General features: G+C 64.7%; 16 protein-coding genes and 1 pseudogene. 5 read left to right on the forward strand and 12 right to left on the reverse strand.

All coding sequences use genetic code 11. The features are described 5' to 3' along the window. The first annotated feature begins 228 nt into the window (after positions 1–228). Positions 229–2,508 (forward strand): SulP family inorganic anion transporter, encoded by a 2,280-nt coding sequence (locus tag ACIQT2_RS08740; RefSeq protein ID WP_402945570.1) that lies wholly within the window; start codon positions 229–231, stop codon positions 2,506–2,508. Positions 2,509–2,691: 183 nt separating this feature from the next. Next, positions 2,692–3,297 carry a DUF1992 domain-containing protein gene (locus ACIQT2_RS08745; RefSeq protein ID WP_402945572.1) on the forward strand — a complete coding sequence of 202 codons (606 nt, stop codon included), beginning with the start codon at positions 2,692–2,694 and terminating at the stop codon, positions 3,295–3,297. A 127-nt stretch (positions 3,298–3,424) separates the two neighbouring features. Here ACIQT2_RS08745 and ACIQT2_RS08750 read toward each other — a convergent pair whose 3' ends face one another. Both ACIQT2_RS08750 and ACIQT2_RS08755 read right to left on the reverse strand, forming a co-directional pair. Further along, complete coding sequence (locus ACIQT2_RS08750; RefSeq protein WP_402945574.1) at positions 3,425–4,771, reverse strand: ammonium transporter; 1,347 nt, start codon at positions 4,769–4,771, stop codon at positions 3,425–3,427. Between the two features lie 175 nt (positions 4,772–4,946). Next, complete coding sequence (locus ACIQT2_RS08755; RefSeq protein ID WP_402945651.1) at positions 4,947–6,155, reverse strand: MFS transporter; 1,209 nt, start codon at positions 6,153–6,155, stop codon at positions 4,947–4,949. A 198-nt stretch (positions 6,156–6,353) separates the two neighbouring features. Here ACIQT2_RS08755 and ACIQT2_RS08760 point away from each other — a divergent pair, with 198 nt between their 5' ends. Further along, positions 6,354–7,085: a glutamine amidotransferase gene (locus ACIQT2_RS08760; protein WP_402945576.1), complete on the forward strand. Its 732-nt coding sequence runs from the start codon at positions 6,354–6,356 to the stop codon at positions 7,083–7,085. Positions 7,086–7,166: 81 nt separating this feature from the next. On the opposite strand, the gene ACIQT2_RS08765 is transcribed toward ACIQT2_RS08760, so the two are convergent. The 9 genes and pseudogenes from ACIQT2_RS08765 to ACIQT2_RS08805 all read right to left on the reverse strand — a co-directional run bounded on the left by ACIQT2_RS08765 (position 7,167) and on the right by ACIQT2_RS08805 (position 16,732). Then, on the reverse strand, positions 7,167–9,362 hold the full coding sequence (locus tag ACIQT2_RS08765; RefSeq protein WP_402945578.1) for a transglycosylase domain-containing protein: 2,196 nt from the start codon (positions 9,360–9,362) through the stop codon (positions 7,167–7,169). Between the two features lie 107 nt (positions 9,363–9,469). Next, positions 9,470–9,943: a sensor histidine kinase gene (locus ACIQT2_RS08770; protein ID WP_402945581.1), complete on the reverse strand. Its 474-nt coding sequence runs from the start codon at positions 9,941–9,943 to the stop codon at positions 9,470–9,472. 212 nt (positions 9,944–10,155) lie between these two features. Continuing rightward, complete coding sequence (locus ACIQT2_RS08775; protein ID WP_402945583.1) at positions 10,156–11,715, reverse strand: carbohydrate-binding domain-containing protein; 1,560 nt, start codon at positions 11,713–11,715, stop codon at positions 10,156–10,158. Between the two features lie 31 nt (positions 11,716–11,746). Next, complete coding sequence (locus ACIQT2_RS08780) at positions 11,747–12,535, reverse strand: polyphosphate polymerase domain-containing protein (RefSeq protein ID WP_400336340.1); 789 nt, start codon at positions 12,533–12,535, stop codon at positions 11,747–11,749. 173 nt (positions 12,536–12,708) lie between these two features. Continuing rightward, positions 12,709–13,347, reverse strand: a pseudogene (locus ACIQT2_RS08785) (DUF4956 domain-containing protein); the annotation flags it as partial. Next, positions 13,344–14,567, reverse strand: a complete 1,224-nt coding sequence (locus tag ACIQT2_RS08790; RefSeq protein WP_402945654.1) for a GtrA family protein — start codon at positions 14,565–14,567, stop codon at positions 13,344–13,346. The pseudogene ACIQT2_RS08785 and the gene ACIQT2_RS08790, both read right to left, overlap by 4 nt. 2 nt (positions 14,568–14,569) lie before the next feature. Further along, complete coding sequence (locus tag ACIQT2_RS08795) at positions 14,570–15,535, reverse strand: phosphodiester glycosidase family protein (RefSeq protein WP_402945586.1); 966 nt, start codon at positions 15,533–15,535, stop codon at positions 14,570–14,572. Positions 15,536–15,659: 124 nt separating this feature from the next. Further along, positions 15,660–16,244, reverse strand: a complete 585-nt coding sequence (locus ACIQT2_RS08800) for a DinB family protein (RefSeq protein WP_402945589.1) — start codon at positions 16,242–16,244, stop codon at positions 15,660–15,662. A gap of 128 nt (positions 16,245–16,372) precedes the next feature. Continuing rightward, a complete protein-coding gene (locus tag ACIQT2_RS08805; protein WP_402945592.1) occupies positions 16,373–16,732 on the reverse strand; it encodes a VOC family protein in 360 nt (119 codons plus the stop codon). 51 nt (positions 16,733–16,783) lie between these two features. On the opposite strand from ACIQT2_RS08805, the gene ACIQT2_RS08810 reads away from it, so the two are divergent. Further along, on the forward strand, positions 16,784–17,089 hold the full coding sequence (locus ACIQT2_RS08810) for an MmcQ/YjbR family DNA-binding protein (RefSeq protein ID WP_397323354.1): 306 nt from the start codon (positions 16,784–16,786) through the stop codon (positions 17,087–17,089). 151 nt (positions 17,090–17,240) lie between these two features. Continuing rightward, positions 17,241–17,540 carry a hypothetical protein gene (locus ACIQT2_RS08815; protein WP_402945595.1) on the forward strand — a complete coding sequence of 100 codons (300 nt, stop codon included), beginning with the start codon at positions 17,241–17,243 and terminating at the stop codon, positions 17,538–17,540. Between the two features lie 83 nt (positions 17,541–17,623). Here ACIQT2_RS08815 and ACIQT2_RS08820 read toward each other — a convergent pair whose 3' ends face one another. Continuing rightward, the gene (locus ACIQT2_RS08820; RefSeq protein WP_397323350.1) at positions 17,624–18,436 is read right to left on the reverse strand and encodes a bifunctional allantoicase/(S)-ureidoglycine aminohydrolase; all 813 of its coding nucleotides are present in this window, start codon (positions 18,434–18,436) and stop codon (positions 17,624–17,626) included. Positions 18,437–18,449 lie beyond the last annotated feature (13 nt).

The raw sequence follows: 18,449 nt of genomic DNA on the forward strand, positions 1-18,449 counted from the left end.
GAAGTCTATATGGCCAGGGAGCCATGCCTGGTATCGGGTGAAAGTGCGGGGGAAGGCGAGCGGATCCGCGGGTGCCCCAACGCGTTCGGCCCCCGTATAAGTTCCCCTTTATCGCCATGTGAAGCCTCTCATTCACAACTTTTGTCAAATCTGTCACATCAGCTTGTCACTCAGCATGACAATTTTCCTACGCTGAAGGGGTCCACTTTCCGAGCCAAGGAGATTCCCATGCCGCAGGCATCCAAGACAGCAAACGACGCCCACAGCCCGCCCGGCGCCAAACCCGCCGCCAAACCCAGCTTCCTCAGCAACCTCGGCGCCGATTTTCCGGCGTCCCTGGTTGTCTTCCTCGTAGCACTCCCACTGTCCCTGGGAATCGCTGCCGCATCAGGTGCCCCCATCATGGCGGGCCTCATTGCAGCCGCCGTCGGTGGCATCGTCGCCGGAACGCTCGGCGGCTCCGTCCTTCAGGTGAGTGGCCCCGCGGCCGGCCTGACCGTCGTCGTCGCCGGTTTGGTTGCCGAGTTCGGCTGGCAGGTGACCTGCGCGATTACGGCGGCTGCCGGCGTCGTGCAGTTGCTCCTGGGCCTGAGCCGCGTTGGGCGGGCCGCGCTGGCAGTGTCGCCAGTGGTGGTCAAGGCAATGCTCGCCGGCATTGGGATCACCATCATCCTCCAGCAAATCCACGTGCTGCTCGGCGGCCAGGCCGCAGGGTCCGCCGTCGAAAACCTGGCGGGGCTGCCCGCCGCGATTACCGCCGTCGAACTGCACTCCGCGCTCCTGGGCCTGGCAGTGGTCGTCATTTTGCTTGGCTGGAAGTACCTCCCGGCCGCGGTGCGCAAGGTGCCTGGACCGCTGGCCGCCGTCGTGGCCGTGACCGCTGTGTCCGTTGCGGTGGCGCCCGGCGTGGAGCGGATCAGTTTCAGCGGTTCCATTCTTGATGCCGTGGCGTTGCCCAGCCTGCCCGAAGGCAACTGGCGCGGGGCCGTCATGGCGGTCATTACCGTGGCCCTGATTGCGAGCATCGAGTCGCTGTTGTCCGCCGTCGCCGTGGACAAAATGCACACCGGCGCACGGACCAACCTCAACCGCGAACTCGTGGGGCAGGGTTCGGCCAACGTGGTGTCCGGTCTTTTGGGCGGCCTTCCCGTAACCGGCGTGATTGTCCGCAGTGCCACGAACGTCGAAGCCGGTGCGAAGTCGCGTGCTTCTGCCGTATTGCATGGCGTGTGGGTGCTCGTGTTCTCGGCGTTGTTCGCCGGCATGATCCAGCTGATCCCCTTGTCCGTGCTGGCCGGGCTCTTGTTGGTGATCGGCGCCAAGCTGGTCAAGATTGCCGACATCAAGACGAGCCTCCGCACCGGTGATCTCCTGGTCTACGCCGTGACGCTCGTGTGCGTGGTGGTCCTGAACCTGCTGGAAGGCGTGATCATTGGCCTGGCACTCGCGGCGCTGTGCGTGCTGTGGCGGGTCCTGCGAACACAGATCCACGCCCATGCCCCGGTCGCGCCGGGGACGCCGTGGCGTGTGACGATCGCCGGGTCCTGCAGCTTCTTCGCGTTGCCCCGGTTGAGCCGGGTTCTGGGTTCGGTGCCCGAGGGCGCCGACGTCGTGGTGGAGCTCAACGCCGACTACCTCGACCACGCCTTCCGTGAGACCTTGCTTGCCTGGCGGGCCCAGCACCGCAGCACGGGAGCTTCCGTCAGCATCGAGGAGCACGGCAGTACCACCTTCACTGATGCTGCGGACAACACGCCCCAGCGTCAGGACCTGCGGGAGTTCCCCTTGCCGCCGCGGGCGTCGTGGGAGCCTTCCGTGGCGGCTGGCACAGCGGACGACGACGGCGACCGGCACCCGCCGCTGCGGTCAATCCTCCTGGGCATCGACAAGTACCATCGCCGCCACGCAGACAAGGTCCGGCCCCTCGTCCAGGACCTCACCGATGGACAGAACCCGGACACCCTCTTTGTTGCGTGCGTGGATTCGCGTGTGAACCCGAACCTGATCACCAGCAGCGGCCCGGGTGACCTGCTGACGTTGCGGAACATCGGCAATGTGGTCTGCAGCGATGACCACGATGCCTCCATTGATTCCACCCTGACCTTTGCCGTGAAGGCCTTGTCTGTGGACTCGATCGTGGTGTGCGGGCACTCCAACTGCGGCGCGATGAAGGCTGTGCTCGCCGACGCTTCGGGGTCGGCCCCCGCCCTTGGCTCCGGGTTCGATGCCTGGCTGGAACACGCGCGGCCCAGCTACCGGGCGTTGGTGGACAACCACCCTGTGGCGTTGGCCGCCAAGGCCGCCGGGTTCAGCCGCCTCGACCAGCTCAGCATGGTCAACGTCGCCGTGCAGTTGGGGAAGCTCGAGCAACACCCCGTCACCGGCCCGGCCTTGGCTGCCGGACAACTCGAAGCCACGGGGTTGTTCTACGACATCTGCACGGCCCGGGTTGTCCTGGTGACACCCGAGGGGATTGAGCAACTGGATCCGAGCATGGCCGTTCGCTGATTTCGTGGTGAACCGTGTGCCGCCACCACCCACTTTCACCTCAGGAGTGCCCCGACACGCCGTACCACGCGGCAGGGCGGGGTGTTCCTGTCCCAAAGTAGGTGGTGGCGGCACGGCTGTTTGGAGTTCCCACCTGTGGGGAATACTGGAAAGAAGACCACGACTCCGGCTGCAGGACGATTCGTGAGAGGCGGTGGGCCCGTGGACCATGAAGGCAGCAAGCGCCGCCTGGAACGCGCCGCCGAACTCCGAGCCGGTCGATCCACCGGAGGCAACGCCCAGGAACGCGCAGAGCTCGACGCCGACGACGCCCTCCGCGAGAAACGGCGCAAGGTCAACGAGGCCGCCCGCGCCGACTACCTGGTCCGCGAAGCCATGGCCCAGGGCAAGTTCGACAACCTCAAATACGCCGGCAAACCCATCCCCGGCCTCGGCAAAGGCTACGACCCCGACTGGTGGGTCAAGGGACTCATCCAGCGCGAGCAGATCAGTGGCCTGGGACCGCCGGCCATTCTGCTGCGCCTCGAGGACGCTGAACTGGAGTCAAAGTTGGACCAGTTCCTCATGGAGAAGCAGGTCCGCGAAACGCTCGAGGACTTCAACAAACGGGTGATCGAGGCCCGCCGGCAATTGCAGGGCGGCCCGCCGGTGATCACGAAGCTCCGGGACGTGGAGTTGGGAGTACAGCGTTGGCGTGACCGGCGTGCCGCAGCCGCTCCGCCCGAAACCGGACCCGAACCGCCGTCGAAACGCAGTTGGTGGCAGCGCCTCTGGAACGGGCCCAACTAGGTCGCACTAGTGCGCGTTTTCAGCGGTCTAAACGCGCACAACTGCGACCTACTTGGGTGGGGACGGCGCAACAGCGGACGACGGCGGCACTCGCGTACCGCCGTCGTCCGCTGTTCCGTGGGGGAGACTAGGCGAAGCTGTCTTCCTTGGCTGAACCCGAGGCAGGCTCAGCGGCGGGACCAGCCGGAGCAGGCTTGCGCTTGATCAGCGAGGACAGGTGCGCCTGCTGTTGCCGGAAGTGCCCGTGGGGCGTGAGCCCGAATTCGTAGGCGGACTCTGCGTGCTGGGTGAGGTCCACGCCGGTGACCTCGTGCTCGTGGGTGACGCGGAAGCCGATGGTCTTGTGGATGGCCCGGCCGATCACCAAGGTGCCCAAGCCGGAGAGCAGGATGGTGACCAGCACTGCGACAATCTGCGCGATCAACTGCTGGGGGCCGCCGCCGTAGAGGAGGCCGCCGCCGACGCCGTCCTGCGGGAGGGCGATGAAGCCGAGCGACAAGGTGCCGATGACGCCGGCGCCGAAGTGCACACCCACCACATCGAGGGAGTCGTCGAAGCCGAACTTGTACTTCAGGTCCACAAAAACGCAGCAGGCGGCACCGGCCACGAGGCCAAGGCACAGCGCGGCAAGAGGGCTGATGTTGGCACAGGACGGGGTGATGGCAACAAGGCCGGCGACTACGCCGGACGCTGCGCCCAGGGAAGTCGGGTGGCCGTGGCGGACTTTCTCCACCACGAGCCAGCTGAGCATGGCCGCAGCGGGGGTTACCAGGGTGTTGATCCAGATGAGGCCGGCCTGTGCCGCCGTGGTGGCCGCGCCGCCGTTGAAGCCGAACCAACCGAACCACAGGATGGCGGCGCCGATCATGATGAACGGGACGTTGTGCGGGCGGTGGTTGGGGTCCTTCGCGAATCCGTGACGCTTTCCCACGATCAATGCGAGGACAAAAGCTGCGGTTCCCGAGCTGACTTCAACCACGGCGCCACCGGCAAAGTCGATGACCTGGCCGAAGATGTCGGTGAGGGCGCCGCCAGCACTCATGAGGCCACCGCCCCAGATCATGTAGGCCAGGGGGCAGTAGACCACCGTGACCCAGATCGGGACGAACACGGCCCAGGCGCCGAACTTGGCACGATCGGCGATGGCCCCGCTGATGAGCGCCACGGTGATGATCGCGAACGTCGCGGCGAAGCCCACCTTGATGAGATCCGGGGTGCCCACCAGGTCCTGGAGGCCGAAGTGTGCGAAGGGGTTGCCGAAGAGGCCCAGGATGCCGTCGCCGGTGGTCATCGAGTACCCCCAGAGGACCCATACCACGCCGACGATGCCGGCGGAGATGAAGCTCATCATGATCATGTTCAGGGCCGCCTTGGCGCGGGTCATGCCACCGTAGAAGAGGCCGAGGCCCGGGGTCATGAAAAGCACCATTGCCGATGACAACATCAGCCAGACGTTTTGCGCAGAGATCTCCACCTGCGTTTCCCTTCTGATCAAGCCTGTCCGTGACGGGCCTGGAAATGTCGGCCCTCGCTACCCCCGGGTTCAATATTCGGTGAGCTATGTTTCCGACTCAGAAGAGCTAAGTTGCAGGAAAGTTACAGAAATCCGGCCTTCGTGAAGATCGCGTGACTGGCATGTTTCGGTGATGTTAACGGCGCTTCTCGCGGCCCCCGGCCGGGTACCCGCCGCGGCGGCTCGCCATGATGATCATCAGCGCGACGGCGGTGGGCAGCGCGGCCGCCAGCGGCACCAACTGCGCACCGAGCAGGGTGAGGGCCAGGGCTCCGTATCCTGCACCCACCGCGATGCCCACCTGGATGGTCACCACAGTGAGCCCATTGGCCGCGTCCTTGTGTTCGCCGCCCGCGCGGAGGATCGCCGCCTGGTTGTAGATGCGCATGGCGCCGAAGGACACACCCCAGAGGACCATGAGGGCGAACATGCCTGCGGTCGACGTGCCCAGTACGGGCAGCAGCGCGAACGCCAGCAAGAGAAGCCCGACGGCGGCAATCACCGAACGTCGTGGGTGGGAATCTGCGGTCAGGCCGGCGATCCAGATGCCCAGCAACCCGGAGACGCCCACCACGGACAGTGAGACTCCGGTGAGTGCCTCGGGCAGTCCCGATGCCAGGAGGAAGGGGGCCACATAGGTGAACAACGTGAAATGAGCGAGCAACAACAATGGCCAGGCCGTGGCAACTGCGATGACGCCGGGCAGCTTGAGGGCAGCACGGATGGAGGGGGCTTTGTGGTTTCCGGGGTCATGCGCGGCAGGCAGCAGCCAGAACGCAAGGAATGCCAGCAGCACACCCACTCCGGCAAGGACAATGAAGGACGCCCGCCACGTCATGAGTGTCCCCATCAGGGTGCCGATCGGGGCGCCGACGGCCAAGGCGATGCTGGTGCCACTGAACACCACGGCCATGGACTTGCCCACGGAATGCGCAGGGACGATCCGCGCAACGTAGGGAGCCATGCTGGACCACAGCATGCCGTGGGCGATGCCGCCGAGCAAACGGGCAACTACGGCTACAGCCAGCGTCGGACTCAGTGCCAACAGGATGTTGCTGAGGGCAAAGACCAGGACGGTGCCGATGAGCAGGGTCTTGCGGGGAACCCTGCCGCCCAGAAGGCGCGATAAGGGCAGCGCGGTAAACACAATGATCGCTGCGTAGGCAGCGGTCAGCGAACCCACCGCCGATTCATCCACTCCAAGGTCGCGACTGATCTGCGGCAGGAGCCCCGAAGGCAGGAGTTCCGTGGTCACCGCCGTGAACCCGGCGGCCGCAAGCACCAACAAACCGCCCCACGGGATCTTGGTGGGGCGTTGCCTTGGTACCGGATTCTGGGGCGTCACCTCGTTCGGTGACTTGTTGTGCTGGGATGTGACCACGGCGGGGTCCTGCGTCAAAGATGCTCCTTTGGGATGAATCACGTATTCGGGGCGTTAGCGTGAACAATTCCAACGCTACGCAATTTGTTCCCGCGCAGGGAGTGTCTGCCAGACCTACCCATTTACTTGGAATGTCGCGGCGTCCTCCCGCAGACTGGGGCTGTGAAGCCCTTCCTTTTGCTGGCGACCCGGGCCGAAGACGCCGCAGCCGACGACGAGTACCTGGCCTATCTGCGATATTGCGGACTCGAAGAATCTGAATTGGTCCGTGTGAGGCTGGAAGCAGGGCCAATGCCTGCCATTAACTTGGACCACTACTCCGGCGTGATCGTGGGAGGAAGCCCCTACACCTCCAGCGATCCTGTGGAGGAGAAGAGCCCGGCCCAACTCCGGGTTGAAGCCGAACTTTCCGAGCTCCTGGACCGCATTGTTGAGCAGGACTTCCCCTTCCTGGGCGCCTGCTACGGGGTTGGCACGCTGGGTGTACATCAGGGCGCCACCATCGACCGGCGGTTCGGTGAGCCGGTGGGACCTGCTGAGATCAAACTGACGGCCGAAGGCGAACGTGATCCGCTGCTCGCCGGGTTGCCGCACGCCTTCGAAGCCTTCGTGGGGCACAAGGAGGCCTGCAGCAAACTCCCCGGCCACGCCGTCCTGCTGGCGAGTTCCGCCGCCTGCCCTGTGCACATGTTCCGCATCAAGAGCAACCTCTACGCCACCCAGTTCCACCCTGAACTCGACGTCGAGGGCCTGGTCACCCGGATCACCATCTACAAGGACGCAGGCTACTTCCCGCCGCACCAGGCCGAGGAGCTCATCGAGACCGCCCGGCAGACCCCGATCACCGAACCCATGCGGGTCTTGAGGAACTTCACGGAACGCTACGCCCGCTAACCAACCCACGACGGCGGCAGGTCGCCGTCGTGGGTTAACCCGCCTGTCGATCGCAGCGGCTGTCGCTACGCCCGGGTGAGCTTACCGCCCCGTCAACCGGGGCACGGCGGGTGCCGTGGTGATGGGCGCGGGCGCCGGTGGGGGAGCCGGGGCATTGAAGGCGCCGCTGGGGTAGAGCGCCGTGGCCTCCATCATGTAGTTGGCCCACTGCGGCCCGGCGATCATGTACCCGTCCAAGGACTTGTAGAACTTCCCGTTGATGGTGACGCCCTGCCCCGCGCGCTGCTGGCCCGCCGAGGTGTCACCAAAGAACGAAGCCGTGGCCAAACGTGTGGTGTACCCGGCAACCCAGGTGGCGCCGTTGTTGTTGGACGTTCCTGTCTTGGCCGCCACGGGCACCTGGTTCTGCACTTTCGGGTTGATGTAGACGCCCGATCCCATCTTCAACACGTCCTGCAACACGGAGGTGACGCCCCGCGCCACGGCCGGCTTCACGGCATCGCGGCATTCGGTTTTTTGGGCGTCGTACTTGCGGCCTTGGGAATCGGTGATGTCGGAGATGGCGATGGGCTTGCAGTAGGTGCCGTCGTTGGCGAAGGTGGCGTAGGCGGAAGCCAACACCACGGGCGCAACCCCGATGGAGCCCAGCAGGTTGCCGATCTGGTGCATGTTGACGGGAGCATTGTCGAGCCCGCTGTGGAGGCCCACGGTGTCCACCATGCGTTGGATGCCGCAGAAGTCCAGCTGGGCAGCCGTGGCGAAGGTGGCCGTGTTGATGGAGTTGTACAGCCCGTAGTTGATGGGCATGGGGCGGTAGTAGCCGGCGTCGTTGTTCTGCAGGTCATCGTCGGCGCCGAGGTTCTGGGCCTTCTGCGCTGAACTGTAACCGCCAAGGACGCGGCCGCAACTGTCACGCCACGGAAAGCCCACGGGGTACACCCTGCGTGAGGCATCCACAACGGCCGTGGGGTTTTTGCCCTCATTGAGCCACTCTGCATAGATGAAGGGCTTCATGGTGGAACCTGGCTGGAAGCCGCCCGCACCGTTGAGGTCGTAGCCGTTCTCGTCCTTGGCGTCCACGTTGAAGTTCAGCTGGGTATCGTACTTGCCCGGCTCTGGAACGAACACCGTGTTCTGGGCCATGGCCAGGATTCGCCCGGTCCCCGGCTCCACAGTGGTTATGGCCGCCCCCCACTTGTCCGGGTTGTCCCCGGCGGAGGCATCTACTTGGGCCTGGGCCGCGGCCTGCAAGCGGCTGTCCAGGGTGGTCTTGATGACGAGCCCGCCGCGGTAGAGGAGGCGCTCGCGGTCTGCCATGGTGGCGCCGTAGGCGTCGTTGTTCAGGATCAGGTGGGATACGTAGTCACAGAAGTAGGTGGCGATCACGGCCCCGGCGCAACCCTGCAGCGAGGGGGTGATCTTGAGTTCCACCGGCGTTGCCACGGCCGCGTCGTGGTCCGCCTGGTTGATCACGTGCTGTTCCAGCATCCGGTCCAGGACGATGTTGCGCCGTGCAATGGCTGCGTTGGGGTCAACCGTGGGGTCGTAGATGCTGGGTCCGTTGACCAGGCCCGCCAGCATGGCCGCTTGCGGCAGGTTGAGATCTTTCGCGGAAACGCTGAAGAAGTATCGTGAGGCAGCTTCGATCCCGTAGGCGTTGCGGTTGAAGAACACGATGTTGAGGTAGCCCTCGAGGATCTGGTCCTTGCTGAACCGCTTCTCCAATTCCAATGCCAGCTTGATTTCGCGGAGTTTGTCTCCCATGGTCTTCTGGCCGCTGAGCACCACGTCCTCCGGTCTGCCTTGCGAGAGCCGGGATTCGTTGAGGACGTTGGTGACGTACTGCTGGGTCAGCGTGGAGGCCCCTTGCCGGGTGCCTTTGGTGAGATTGGAGGTCAGCGCGCGCATGATGCCCTGCGCGTCCACGCCAGCGTGCTGGTAGAAGCGGTTGTCCTCAATGGCAACGATTGCCTGCCGGATGAACGGCGACATCTGGTCCAGTGGAACCTTGACGCGGTTCTCGGCGTAGAAGGTGGCGATGGGCGTCCCGTCGGAGGCCACCACGGTGCTGGACAGGGACGGGGAGTTGACGTCGAGTTGGCTGGGCAAGCTCTCGTAGAAACCGATGGACCCACCCACCGTGGTGCTGGTGAACGCAACCACCGGGACCACCAGCCCGGAGATCAACACGCCACAGAGGAAGCTGATGAAGAAGAACCCAAAGAGCCTGAACAGGAACCTGCCCAAACCGATGCGTTGACCCTTGTTCCGTGCCATTTTCCTGCCGTTCCGTCCGGATTCCTGGCTGAAAAGTAGCTACAGAATACGTCCGGTCCGGCCATCGATCCATGGTTGGGGTGGCCAAACAAGGTCCCAATAAGGACTCAATCCAGCGGCAGCGTCACGCTCACACTGGTGCCGCGCCCAAGCTCCGATTCGATGTCGACTGTCCCGCCGGCGTCGTGAACCGCAAGGGACATGAGCAGGAGGCCAAAGCCGTGACGCCGTCCGCTGGGGGCCGCGTGGATCTCGAAGCCAGTACCGTCGTCCGAGACCGTGAGCTGGATGCCGTGGTAAACCGCGTTGAGCCGGATGGTGAGTTGGCTGGCATCGGCGTAGTTGAGGGTGTTGCTGAAAGTCTCTTGGGCCACGTGGTAGAGCAGTCCCGCGGAGGCCGAAGAGATCTCGATGCCGTGGTGGGGGATGTCCCAGTGGACCTCAACCCCGGAGCGCCGGAGTGGTTCGGCCAGCCGGTCGATGCATCCCGCCACACCCAGTGCGTGGAAATCCACGGGATGCTGGTCCTGGATGATGCCTTTCACGGCCCTCACATCCGTTGGAGCTTCTGCCTGTTCCATTTCTTCCCCCACGTCGTTGTGTCCTGCTGGTTATTCGTTGCCGAAACCCCCAGGTATGGGTGCTTCGCCTGAAACCAGAGTCACGCCGCAACATCAAGGAACAGGTCCGTTTGGCTCAATTTCCCATCAAGTTTGTGGGGCCCGACGGCGGCACGTGCGTACCGCCGTCGGGCGCTGTTCTTCGTGCGCCCGGGGACGTATCTACTTGAGACTTACCGCCGGCCTCCAGGGCCCTGAGCCTGGGTGTACTGCCCGGCGGCAACGGTCCCCATGGACTCGGCGCCGTCGATGGAACCTGTGGTCAGCCCGGCCTTGGCGTCAGCACTGCCTCCCGTGTACACCGTGTACGTCTGGCCGTCACTGATGGCGGAGGAGGAGTAGACCAGGGACGCGATGGTCTTGGTGGTCACGAACGTTGCCACCACCTTGCCGGAGGAATCCACAAGGTGGATCGGGGTCCCGGCCGCAACGGAGGAGTTGAAGGTCAGCTGCACGCCGGACTGGGTGGACGTGGTTCCCGGGGTCACGGCCATGCCCGCGCTGCCGGCCGCGGCAACCGTTCCACCAGTGACGGTGAGGTCTCCGTTCACGTCCAGCGCGCCGTTGCCGTTATTCGTGGGACCGTTCACCACGATGGTTCCGCCGGAGATGGTGGCGCTGCCGTTGGAGTCCAGGCCGTCGCCCTCGGAGTTGATGGTCAAGGTTCCGCCGGAGACGTCCACGGTGTAGTCGCCGGCCTCCTGAGAGCCGCCGCCCATGCCGCCGCCCGGTCCGCCCATGCCCGTATCAGCGGAAGTGGAGGACGAACCGCCCGCTGCGTTCACGCCGTCGTCGTTGGACGTGATGGTGGTGTCGCCGCCGGAGACCACGATGTGCTGCGCTTCAAGCCCCTCCTCGGATGTGGCCACCGTGACAGTCCCACCGGAAACAGTGAGTGTGTTGTACGCCTTGACGCCGTCGTCGCCGGCATTGACGGTCAACGATCCACCGCTCACCAGCAGCCAGCCGCGGCCTTCGTCCGTGTCGTTGTCCGATTTCACGCCATCGTCGCCCGCCGTCACGGTGTAGGTGCCATCCAGCAGGGCCGTGTAGTCCTTGCCGCGGATACCGTCGTCGGCGGCGTTCACGGTGACGTTCCCCGAGGCCAGGACCAGTCCGTCCTTGGAGACGATGCCGTCCTTGTACTTTCCGTTGACGCTGAGCGAGCCGGGGCCGGCAATGGTCAGGTCGGCCATGGAATAGAGGGCGGCATTGGGTGCGTCGTCACCTTGGTCGGCGTACGTGGAAGCGTCCGTGAGCGTGTTGGAGGTGCCGTCCTGCAGATACACAATGGCCTCATCGGCGCTCTGGACCACGAAAGGCGAGCCGGTGGAGTTACCCAGCTCCACGCCGTCGAGAATAATCCGCACCGTATCCGAGTCACCGGCGGCCACCACGATCTTTCCGTCCGTCAGCGAGCCGCTCAGGCGGTAGGTCCCGGCGGCGCTGATGGTCACAGTGTTGCCGTCCAATGCCACCCCACTGGTGTTTGACGACGTCACTTTGCTGCCGCCGTCGGACAGGCTGATGGCCACTTCCGACGCGGTGTCCCACGTGAGGTCGTCGCTGTCGAAGTGGGTGTCCTCGGAGATGGTGGAGGCGTTGACTACTTGCTGGGTTGAAGTGGTGCCCGTGGACGTAGTGGTGCCTGTTGTCGTGGCGGTGGAGCAGCCTGCCAGCGAAACAGCGAGGGCGACGGCGGCAACGGAAAGGTAGGTACGGAGGGAGCGCATGGTGTCTTCCTAAGGGTGGGAGGGGTAGAGGTCAGTTGGCGGGCCGCAGGGGCAGGCGGCGTCGTAGGGTCTGGTTCCAGCGGTTGGCCGGCAGCTCGGGGTGGAGGGCTGCCATGCCCGTGGCGAACTTGGAGATCCGGCAGGGGCGGACACCATGTGCCCACAAATGCCTGTCCAGCGGCCCGGGGGCTGAGCCGGACTTCGTCTCCACCACCACGGCGTTGTCCAGCACCCACGGTTGGCCGTCGGGACGCTGCCACGTGACATCGGTATCGATCGTCGCGCGGCTGCCCGAGTCCGGCAGGTACAGCGTGGTGCGGTGGTAGGCGGTGGACAGCACGGGCTCCATGGGGCCGAACTCCACGTCCCCGATCGCCGCGGCCAGGGTTTCGTTCACATAGGCCAGGCCTTCGTCGGTGAGCCGGTCACGGTCGCAGGGTTCGTAGGGAATCCGTTCCTTGACGGTGGCTTCGCGGGCTCCTTCGGTCTTGACTTCCAGGAAGCTCACGGCGCTGTCCACGTACGTTCGGGTGCGGACCTTGAACCGCCGGCGCCTGCCATGCGCCGCCATCATGTAGCTGTCCAGTTCCGGGGTGTCGAAGTAGACGGAGTCGTAGGCGAACGTCCGGCTGCCGTCCATCTCCAGCACGCGTGCCTCGGTGGTGAAGCCGGCGAAGATCCGGCGGGCGCTCGCCGAGGGGACCAGGTACTTGCGGTCCACCCGGGTCAGCAGCGCGGCTTCGGTTGTCAGCTCTTCAAGCCCGACGGCGGGAAGCTGGCTGAGGTGCGGAATGACGGGGGCTGCGTCGGGGCGGCTCATGCGACACCTGCCGAGGTGTGGCGCTCGGCTTGCTCCGCTTGCTGCGCGGTGTGCTGGTGGGGCTGTGCCTCTTGCTGGTGGGCCGGCGGTGTTTGCTGCTGGGAGTGCCAGGCTTGCTGCGCCGCCTGCTGGTGGGGCTGTGCCGCTTGCTGGGCTGCCTGTGCTGCAGAGCCCGGGAACACGGAGCCCGGAAGCTCCTGCGGTGCCGGGGCCAGTGCACCCGCGGGCCGGTCGAAGCCGAGCTGCGCGCTCGCCTGGACGGAGCGCCGTGCCCGGACTGCGTAGCGCACATCCACGATCGTCTTGTCATTGACCAGGTCCAGCTCCTGGATGGTGGCCGAGTGAACCGTGCCGTTGAGGACTTCCTCCAGCCGGGCATGGAGTTCAGTTTCATTGTTGATGGCCCGGTCCAGGACCACGGTTTGGTGGCGGTACGCGGGAAGGACTGCAGGGTTGTCGCCGATGAACATCACCAGCAGCACCAGGCCCATGAGGGACAACGTCAGCCACAGGGGCTCCACTCCGATGCCGGCGATCAAACCCAAGGCCAGCGCCGAGAAGTAGTAGGCCACCTCGTGCTGGGCCAGTTCCGTGGACCTGAGCCGGATGATCGAGAGGACACCGAAGAGTCCCAGCCCCAGTCCAACGCCGGCCGCGGATCCGGAGAGGGCCGTGGCGACTGCCAGGACTCCCACGTTCATGCCGAGGTAGGAAACTACCAGGTCACGCCGCCGGTGCCGGCGCAGGTAGAGGGCCAAGGTGAGGATGGTGATGGCAATGAGGTCTGCTGCCATGAGGATGATGGTGTTCATCGGATTCTCCGGAATCTGTTGGTGGGCTGGTTTCCACGATTCCCGGTGCTGCTGTGCTGAAACTGTGCCGGGGCCAAGGCTGGGATATGACTTTCGACGTCGGCCCTGGGGTGTCCACGCGTAGGTCCCGTCTGCCCATACCCGGCCTCCGTAAGCACCTCCGCCGGATCTTCCCCCGAAGAGGCTGGCTGCGAAGCACGGACCCTGCCGGCGAACAGGAAGCGCTGCTGGACGGCATAGCTCACACCGAGGAGGGCCAGCTCCGTGGCAAGCTTCGCGGGCAGCTCGGGTACGGCCAGTGACGTCAGCGACCACATGATGGCGTAGTTGGCTGTGAGCAGGACGAGCACCAAGGCCACGTAGCCGGAGATCGCCGAACGCAGGGATTTCTCCTTGCCGTGCTCAAACACCAGATTGCGGTTCACCAGGAAATTCACGCCCGCGCTGACGGCCCTGGCACCAACCACGGCCAGCAGGAGGGAATCTGAGAGCGCCGTCAGCATCAGGAAGACGATGGTGTCCACCAGGAAGGCAGAGAACGACGAGCCCAGGAACTTCAGCAAAGGTGCATAGATCCTGACCGAGTCCGCTACGGGGCGGAAATGCGAGCCTGAGTTGTGGTCCAGGTACACCGTGGCGATCTCCACGGTATCTATGCCGTAGCCCGCCTGCTTGGCCTCAAGGAGTAAGTTGAGTTCGTACTCGTAGCGCTGCCCACGGACCGTAAGCAACCAAGGGATCATGTCCGCTCGGTACCCCCTCAACCCGGTCTGGGTATCAGGAATCCCTTGGCCCGTTGCGAGCTTGAACAGCCACCGCGTCACCGTATTGCCAAACTTGCTCCGCGCCGGAACATCGCCGCTGAAGGAGCGGCAGCCCAGCACCATCGAGGCCGTCACGCTCCGCACCCTGTCCGCTACAGCCAGGATGTCGGCCACTCCGTGCTGGCCGTCGCTGTCGGCGCAGACCACGTCATGGCCGGGGAACCTGTCCGCGATGAATGCGAAGCCGCTCTTGAGGGCGTGGCCCTTTCCGCCGTTTGCCGCATAACTGAGGACGTGGCACCCAAGCCGGGTGACGCCGTCGAACACGTCCTGGAAGGCGGGGCCGGAACCGTCGTCAACCACCACGATGGTGATCCACGGATCCGCGTCCCTAAGGTTGCTGACCAAGGAGATGAGCTGCTGGTCCGGCTCGTACGCCGGTATCAGGATGATCATGGTCACTGGGCGATGTAGAGGATGTCCGAGGTGCCGCGCTCTTTGTTCTCACCGAGCGGGTTGTTCACCAGGGATCCGTTGAAGTACATGGTGGAGGAGCCGCCGCCGTCGATGTTGTACGCGGTGGTGGCGCCGAGGTCCTTCATGATCTGGGCCAGGCCCGTCATCGTGACGCCGGCGGAATAGCCCGGGCTGCGGCCGTCTACCACGACGAACACCAAATGGTTCTCGTCGATCACACCCACAGCCGTGCGTGGTTGCTCGCCCTGGATGGAGTGGTTGCCGAAGTTGGTGTCCACCTCCACATCCTCGATGCCCGAGGCGATCTCGCCGTTGTCCAGCAACGACGGGCCGAAGGAGAGCGTGTTCCACACACCGTCGGCCACGAGTTGTTCGGCCGTGGTGGTGGTCTCGTCGTACACCTTCACGGTGCCGTCCTTGTAGAACGCGAGGCCCTGCCGCGCGCCCTCGTCCCGGTACACCACACCGTTCCGGATCACGATGCCCGTGTCCCGGAAGCCGTAGTAGTCGCCGTTGATGGCGAAGATCGCGTTGTTATCGGCGGCGATGTCCGAGGTGTTCTCGGTGATGTTCTCGCCGAAGGTGTCCTGCGCGAAGGCCGACTTCAGCGTGGTGGCGTCGCTGAGGACGACATCGGCAACGTAGTAGGTCACGGTGCTGTCGCCGCTGCCGGTTGTCACCGTGGAGATGGTGACGCCCGTGTCGCCTTGGGTGTAGCTGGTGTCGGTGACGACGGCTGATTCGTTTGTTGTGTCCGAGGTGGTGGTTGTCCCGGCCTGGCTGGCCTCATAAGCGGAGGCGTTGGTGATTTGGGCGTGCGGGATGACGAAGCGGTCCAGGGCCCAGGCAGCCGCACCTCCCGCAGAGAGAGTGACCGCCAGGACAGCGGAGACGACGGCGCGCCGGGTCCGGCTGCCCTTTCGGTGTTCGGTCTGTGGAGGAGTCATGCCTCCTTTTTACGGAGGCAGGCTACGCCGGAGGTTTGCTGGGCTTATGCGTGGGCTGTGAAGGGTGCCCCTTGGCTGTGAAGGGTTTGCCGGCGGTGTCCTGGGGCTGGTCCCGGCGCTGTTGTCAGCGCCTGCGGTCGGCCTGCAGCGCGGCCTCCTCGATCCGGTAGCGGTGGGCAGCGAGCTCCTCGGAGTTCCGCGGCGGGATGTTCGGATCGTTCGGTCGCTGGCCGGCCTGGCCGTCGATGAGTTCCCGGATGATGTCGGCGTGGCCTGCGTGCCGGGCTGTCTCCACACACATGTGCACCAGGATCTGGTGCAGGGTCACGTTCTTCTTTTCCTCGGACCACCACGGCACCACACCGGGTGCATCCAAGGGGAGGGACTCAATGGTTTCGTCGCTGTGCTTGGCAGAGAAGTGGTGCAACTCGATGATGCTCTGCATGGTTTCGTCCGCCGGAACCCACATATCGGCGTCGGGCTCGGCTGTGGCCTCGTACCACGGAAGTTCCCTCCCGTCGGGCCGCCCGAAGGTCTCTCCGAAGTACCCCAACTCCACGCTGGCCACGTGCTTCACCAAGCCCAGCAGGTTGGTCCCGGTGGGAGTCATGGGCCGGCGGGCATCGTATTCGCTCAGGCCTTCCACTTTGCCGAGCAGGTCGGCCCGGCGTGTGCGGAGGTAGTTCAGCAACGTTGCTTTCTCATCCATGGGAGCACTCTACCGATTCCCTGCGGCGCCGTGTGGGACGCGACTTCGCTGGAAACCGGTCCGTTCGCACGGAAATTTGCATCGGTTTTCGCACCTCTCCCGCGAGCGCGAAGTGCCCGACGGCGGTGCTACCGCGGCGCCCGGTCGATGACGCAGAAGCGGTTGCCGTCGGGATCTTCCAGAACCACGAAGTCGGGGTCTTCAGGGTACAGGTCCCAGTCGACGTGCCCGGCGCCAAGGGAGACAAGCCGTTCAATCTCGGCGGCCTGGTCATCCGCGTATAGGTCCAGGTGTATCCGGGGGTGTTCCTGGACAGGGGTTTCGCTGAACATCAGGGCGAGCTGCGCGCCTGGACCGGAGGCGGGCACCAGGATCACCCACGTGTCATCGCCGGGCTCGCGGGGTACGTAGCCCAGGGCCGCCAGCCAGAACTCCGTTGCACGGGCGAGGTCGTTGACGCCCAGGACTGTACTGCCGATGGTCAACATGTGCCCAGCGTAGTCCCTTGTTTGGGCGCTAAGTGGGTGCCACAGTGAACCATGGCCACCGAAGAGGACGTCCGGAAGATCTGCCTTGGCCTGCCAGGGGTTACCGAGCGACCCAGTTGGGGGCAACCCGCGTGGTTCGCCAAGACCCTCATGGCCCGGATCTGGGAGGACGGCGTGGTCACGGTCAAGACCGACGAACGCGAAGCCCTGGCAGCCATGGAACCGGACAAGTTCTTCTGGACTCCCCACCATGACCGTTCCCCGAACCTTGTCCTTGTGCACCTCACCAAGATCGACGTCGGTGAACTCGCCGAGCTGCTCCAGGAGTCGTACCGGATCGCCGGCGGCCCGAAGTAAACGTTCGACCCGCGCCTCCGTCCGTCCCGTTGGCCCATGCCTCCGCAGTCGCTGGAAAACGACGAAATCGCCGGAAGGTTCCCTGCGAAGGGGCAGTGTTCCGGCGATTTCGGCGCTCCAACGCGGACCGGGGCGGGCTAGGCTTGCACGCATGGGGGACAACAACTCACCTGGGGAACACAACTCACCGCAGCCTGCACGCAAAGTCCGTGCCGTCGTCGTGCCTTTGCTGGCGCTGATCGCCGTGATAGCCGGGCTGATCGTGGCGTGGAACGGGAAAGACGAACCCATCGGTTGGTTCGCCTACGCTCCACTCAGCGACACGGTCTTTCAACCATCCGGCGGGGCATTCGTCAGCCAAGGAACGCAGATCGGCCTGCTCATCGCTGTGCTGGGCCTGCTTTCCCTGACGTTCTGGTCCGGCTTCACCCTAGGACGACGCCGCCGCTGAGCTGCGCCGAAACCGCCCGAAAACGACGAAATCGCCGGAACGTTCCCTGCGAAAGGGCAGCGTTCCGGCGACTTCGGCGCAGATTAGGTGAGTTTCACCTGGCGGTTCATGTCCTTGTACAGCAGGTACCGGAACTCGCCCGGCCCACCCGCGTAGCAGGCCTGCGGGCAGAACGCACGCAGCCACATGAAGTCGCCGGCCTCAACCTCAACCCAGTCGTTGTTGAGGAGGTACATGGCCTTGCCTTCAAGGACGTACAGGCCGTGCTCCATGACGTGGGTTTCCGGGAAGGGAATCACGCCGCCGGGCTGGAACGTGACGATGTTGACCTGCATGTCGTGCGCAAGGTCGCTGGAGTCCGTGAAACGCGTGGTCTTCCAGACGTCGTTGGTGTCCGGCATGGACGTGGGCTCAATGTCCTTCTCGTTGGTCACGAAGGACTTGGCCTCGTAGCCCTCGAGCCGCTCGTACGCCTTGCGGATCCAGTGGTAGGACACGATGTCGTCGGAGACGTTCTCCACGCCCCACTCGGCACCGGCCGCGAGGTAGGCGTAGCCGCCCTCTTCGAGGTGGTGCAGTTCGCCGTCGAGGGTCAGGTTCAGCTTGCCCTTGGTCACGAAGACCACGCCTTCAACGCCGGACTCGAACTCGGCCTTCGGAGCGCCGCCGCCCGGAGCGATCTCCACGATCAGCTGCGAGAACGTGGTGGCGAAGCCGGAAATCGGACGCGCGATGATCCACGAACGCGTGTTGGTGAAGCCCGGCAGGTTGCTCGTGACGATGTCCGTGAGGACGCCCTTGGGGATCACGGTGTAGGCCTCGGTGACGATGGCCCGTTCGGTGGTCAGGTGGGTCTGCGGCGGCAGCCCGCCCTGCGGGTAGTAGTAGTTGCCCATACGGTGCTCCTAA

The sequence above is a fragment of the Paenarthrobacter sp. NPDC090522 genome (assembly GCF_044769225.1).
Taxonomy (GTDB): domain Bacteria; phylum Actinomycetota; class Actinomycetes; order Actinomycetales; family Micrococcaceae; genus Arthrobacter.

Excerpts from the sequence above, each read along its gene's own strand:
- ACIQT2_RS08805 (WP_402945592.1), bottom strand. The coding sequence starts at position 16,732 with ATGTTGACCATCGGCAGTACAGTCCTGGGCGTCAACGACCTCGCCCGT.
- ACIQT2_RS08740 (WP_402945570.1), top strand. The coding sequence starts at position 229 with ATGCCGCAGGCATCCAAGACAGCAAACGACGCCCACAGCCCGCCCGGC.
- ACIQT2_RS08775 (WP_402945583.1), bottom strand. The coding sequence starts at position 11,715 with ATGCGCTCCCTCCGTACCTACCTTTCCGTTGCCGCCGTCGCCCTCGCT.
- ACIQT2_RS08765 (WP_402945578.1), bottom strand. The coding sequence starts at position 9,362 with ATGGCACGGAACAAGGGTCAACGCATCGGTTTGGGCAGGTTCCTGTTC.
- ACIQT2_RS08790 (WP_402945654.1), bottom strand. The coding sequence starts at position 14,567 with ATGATCATCCTGATACCGGCGTACGAGCCGGACCAGCAGCTCATCTCC.
- ACIQT2_RS08815 (WP_402945595.1), top strand. The coding sequence starts at position 17,241 with ATGGGGGACAACAACTCACCTGGGGAACACAACTCACCGCAGCCTGCA.
- ACIQT2_RS08810 (WP_397323354.1), top strand. The coding sequence starts at position 16,784 with ATGGCCACCGAAGAGGACGTCCGGAAGATCTGCCTTGGCCTGCCAGGG.
- ACIQT2_RS08820 (WP_397323350.1), bottom strand. The coding sequence starts at position 18,436 with ATGGGCAACTACTACTACCCGCAGGGCGGGCTGCCGCCGCAGACCCAC.
- ACIQT2_RS08795 (WP_402945586.1), bottom strand. The coding sequence starts at position 15,535 with ATGACTCCTCCACAGACCGAACACCGAAAGGGCAGCCGGACCCGGCGC.
- ACIQT2_RS08780 (WP_400336340.1), bottom strand. The coding sequence starts at position 12,535 with ATGAGCCGCCCCGACGCAGCCCCCGTCATTCCGCACCTCAGCCAGCTT.
- ACIQT2_RS08770 (WP_402945581.1), bottom strand. The coding sequence starts at position 9,943 with ATGGAACAGGCAGAAGCTCCAACGGATGTGAGGGCCGTGAAAGGCATC.
- ACIQT2_RS08800 (WP_402945589.1), bottom strand. The coding sequence starts at position 16,244 with ATGGATGAGAAAGCAACGTTGCTGAACTACCTCCGCACACGCCGGGCC.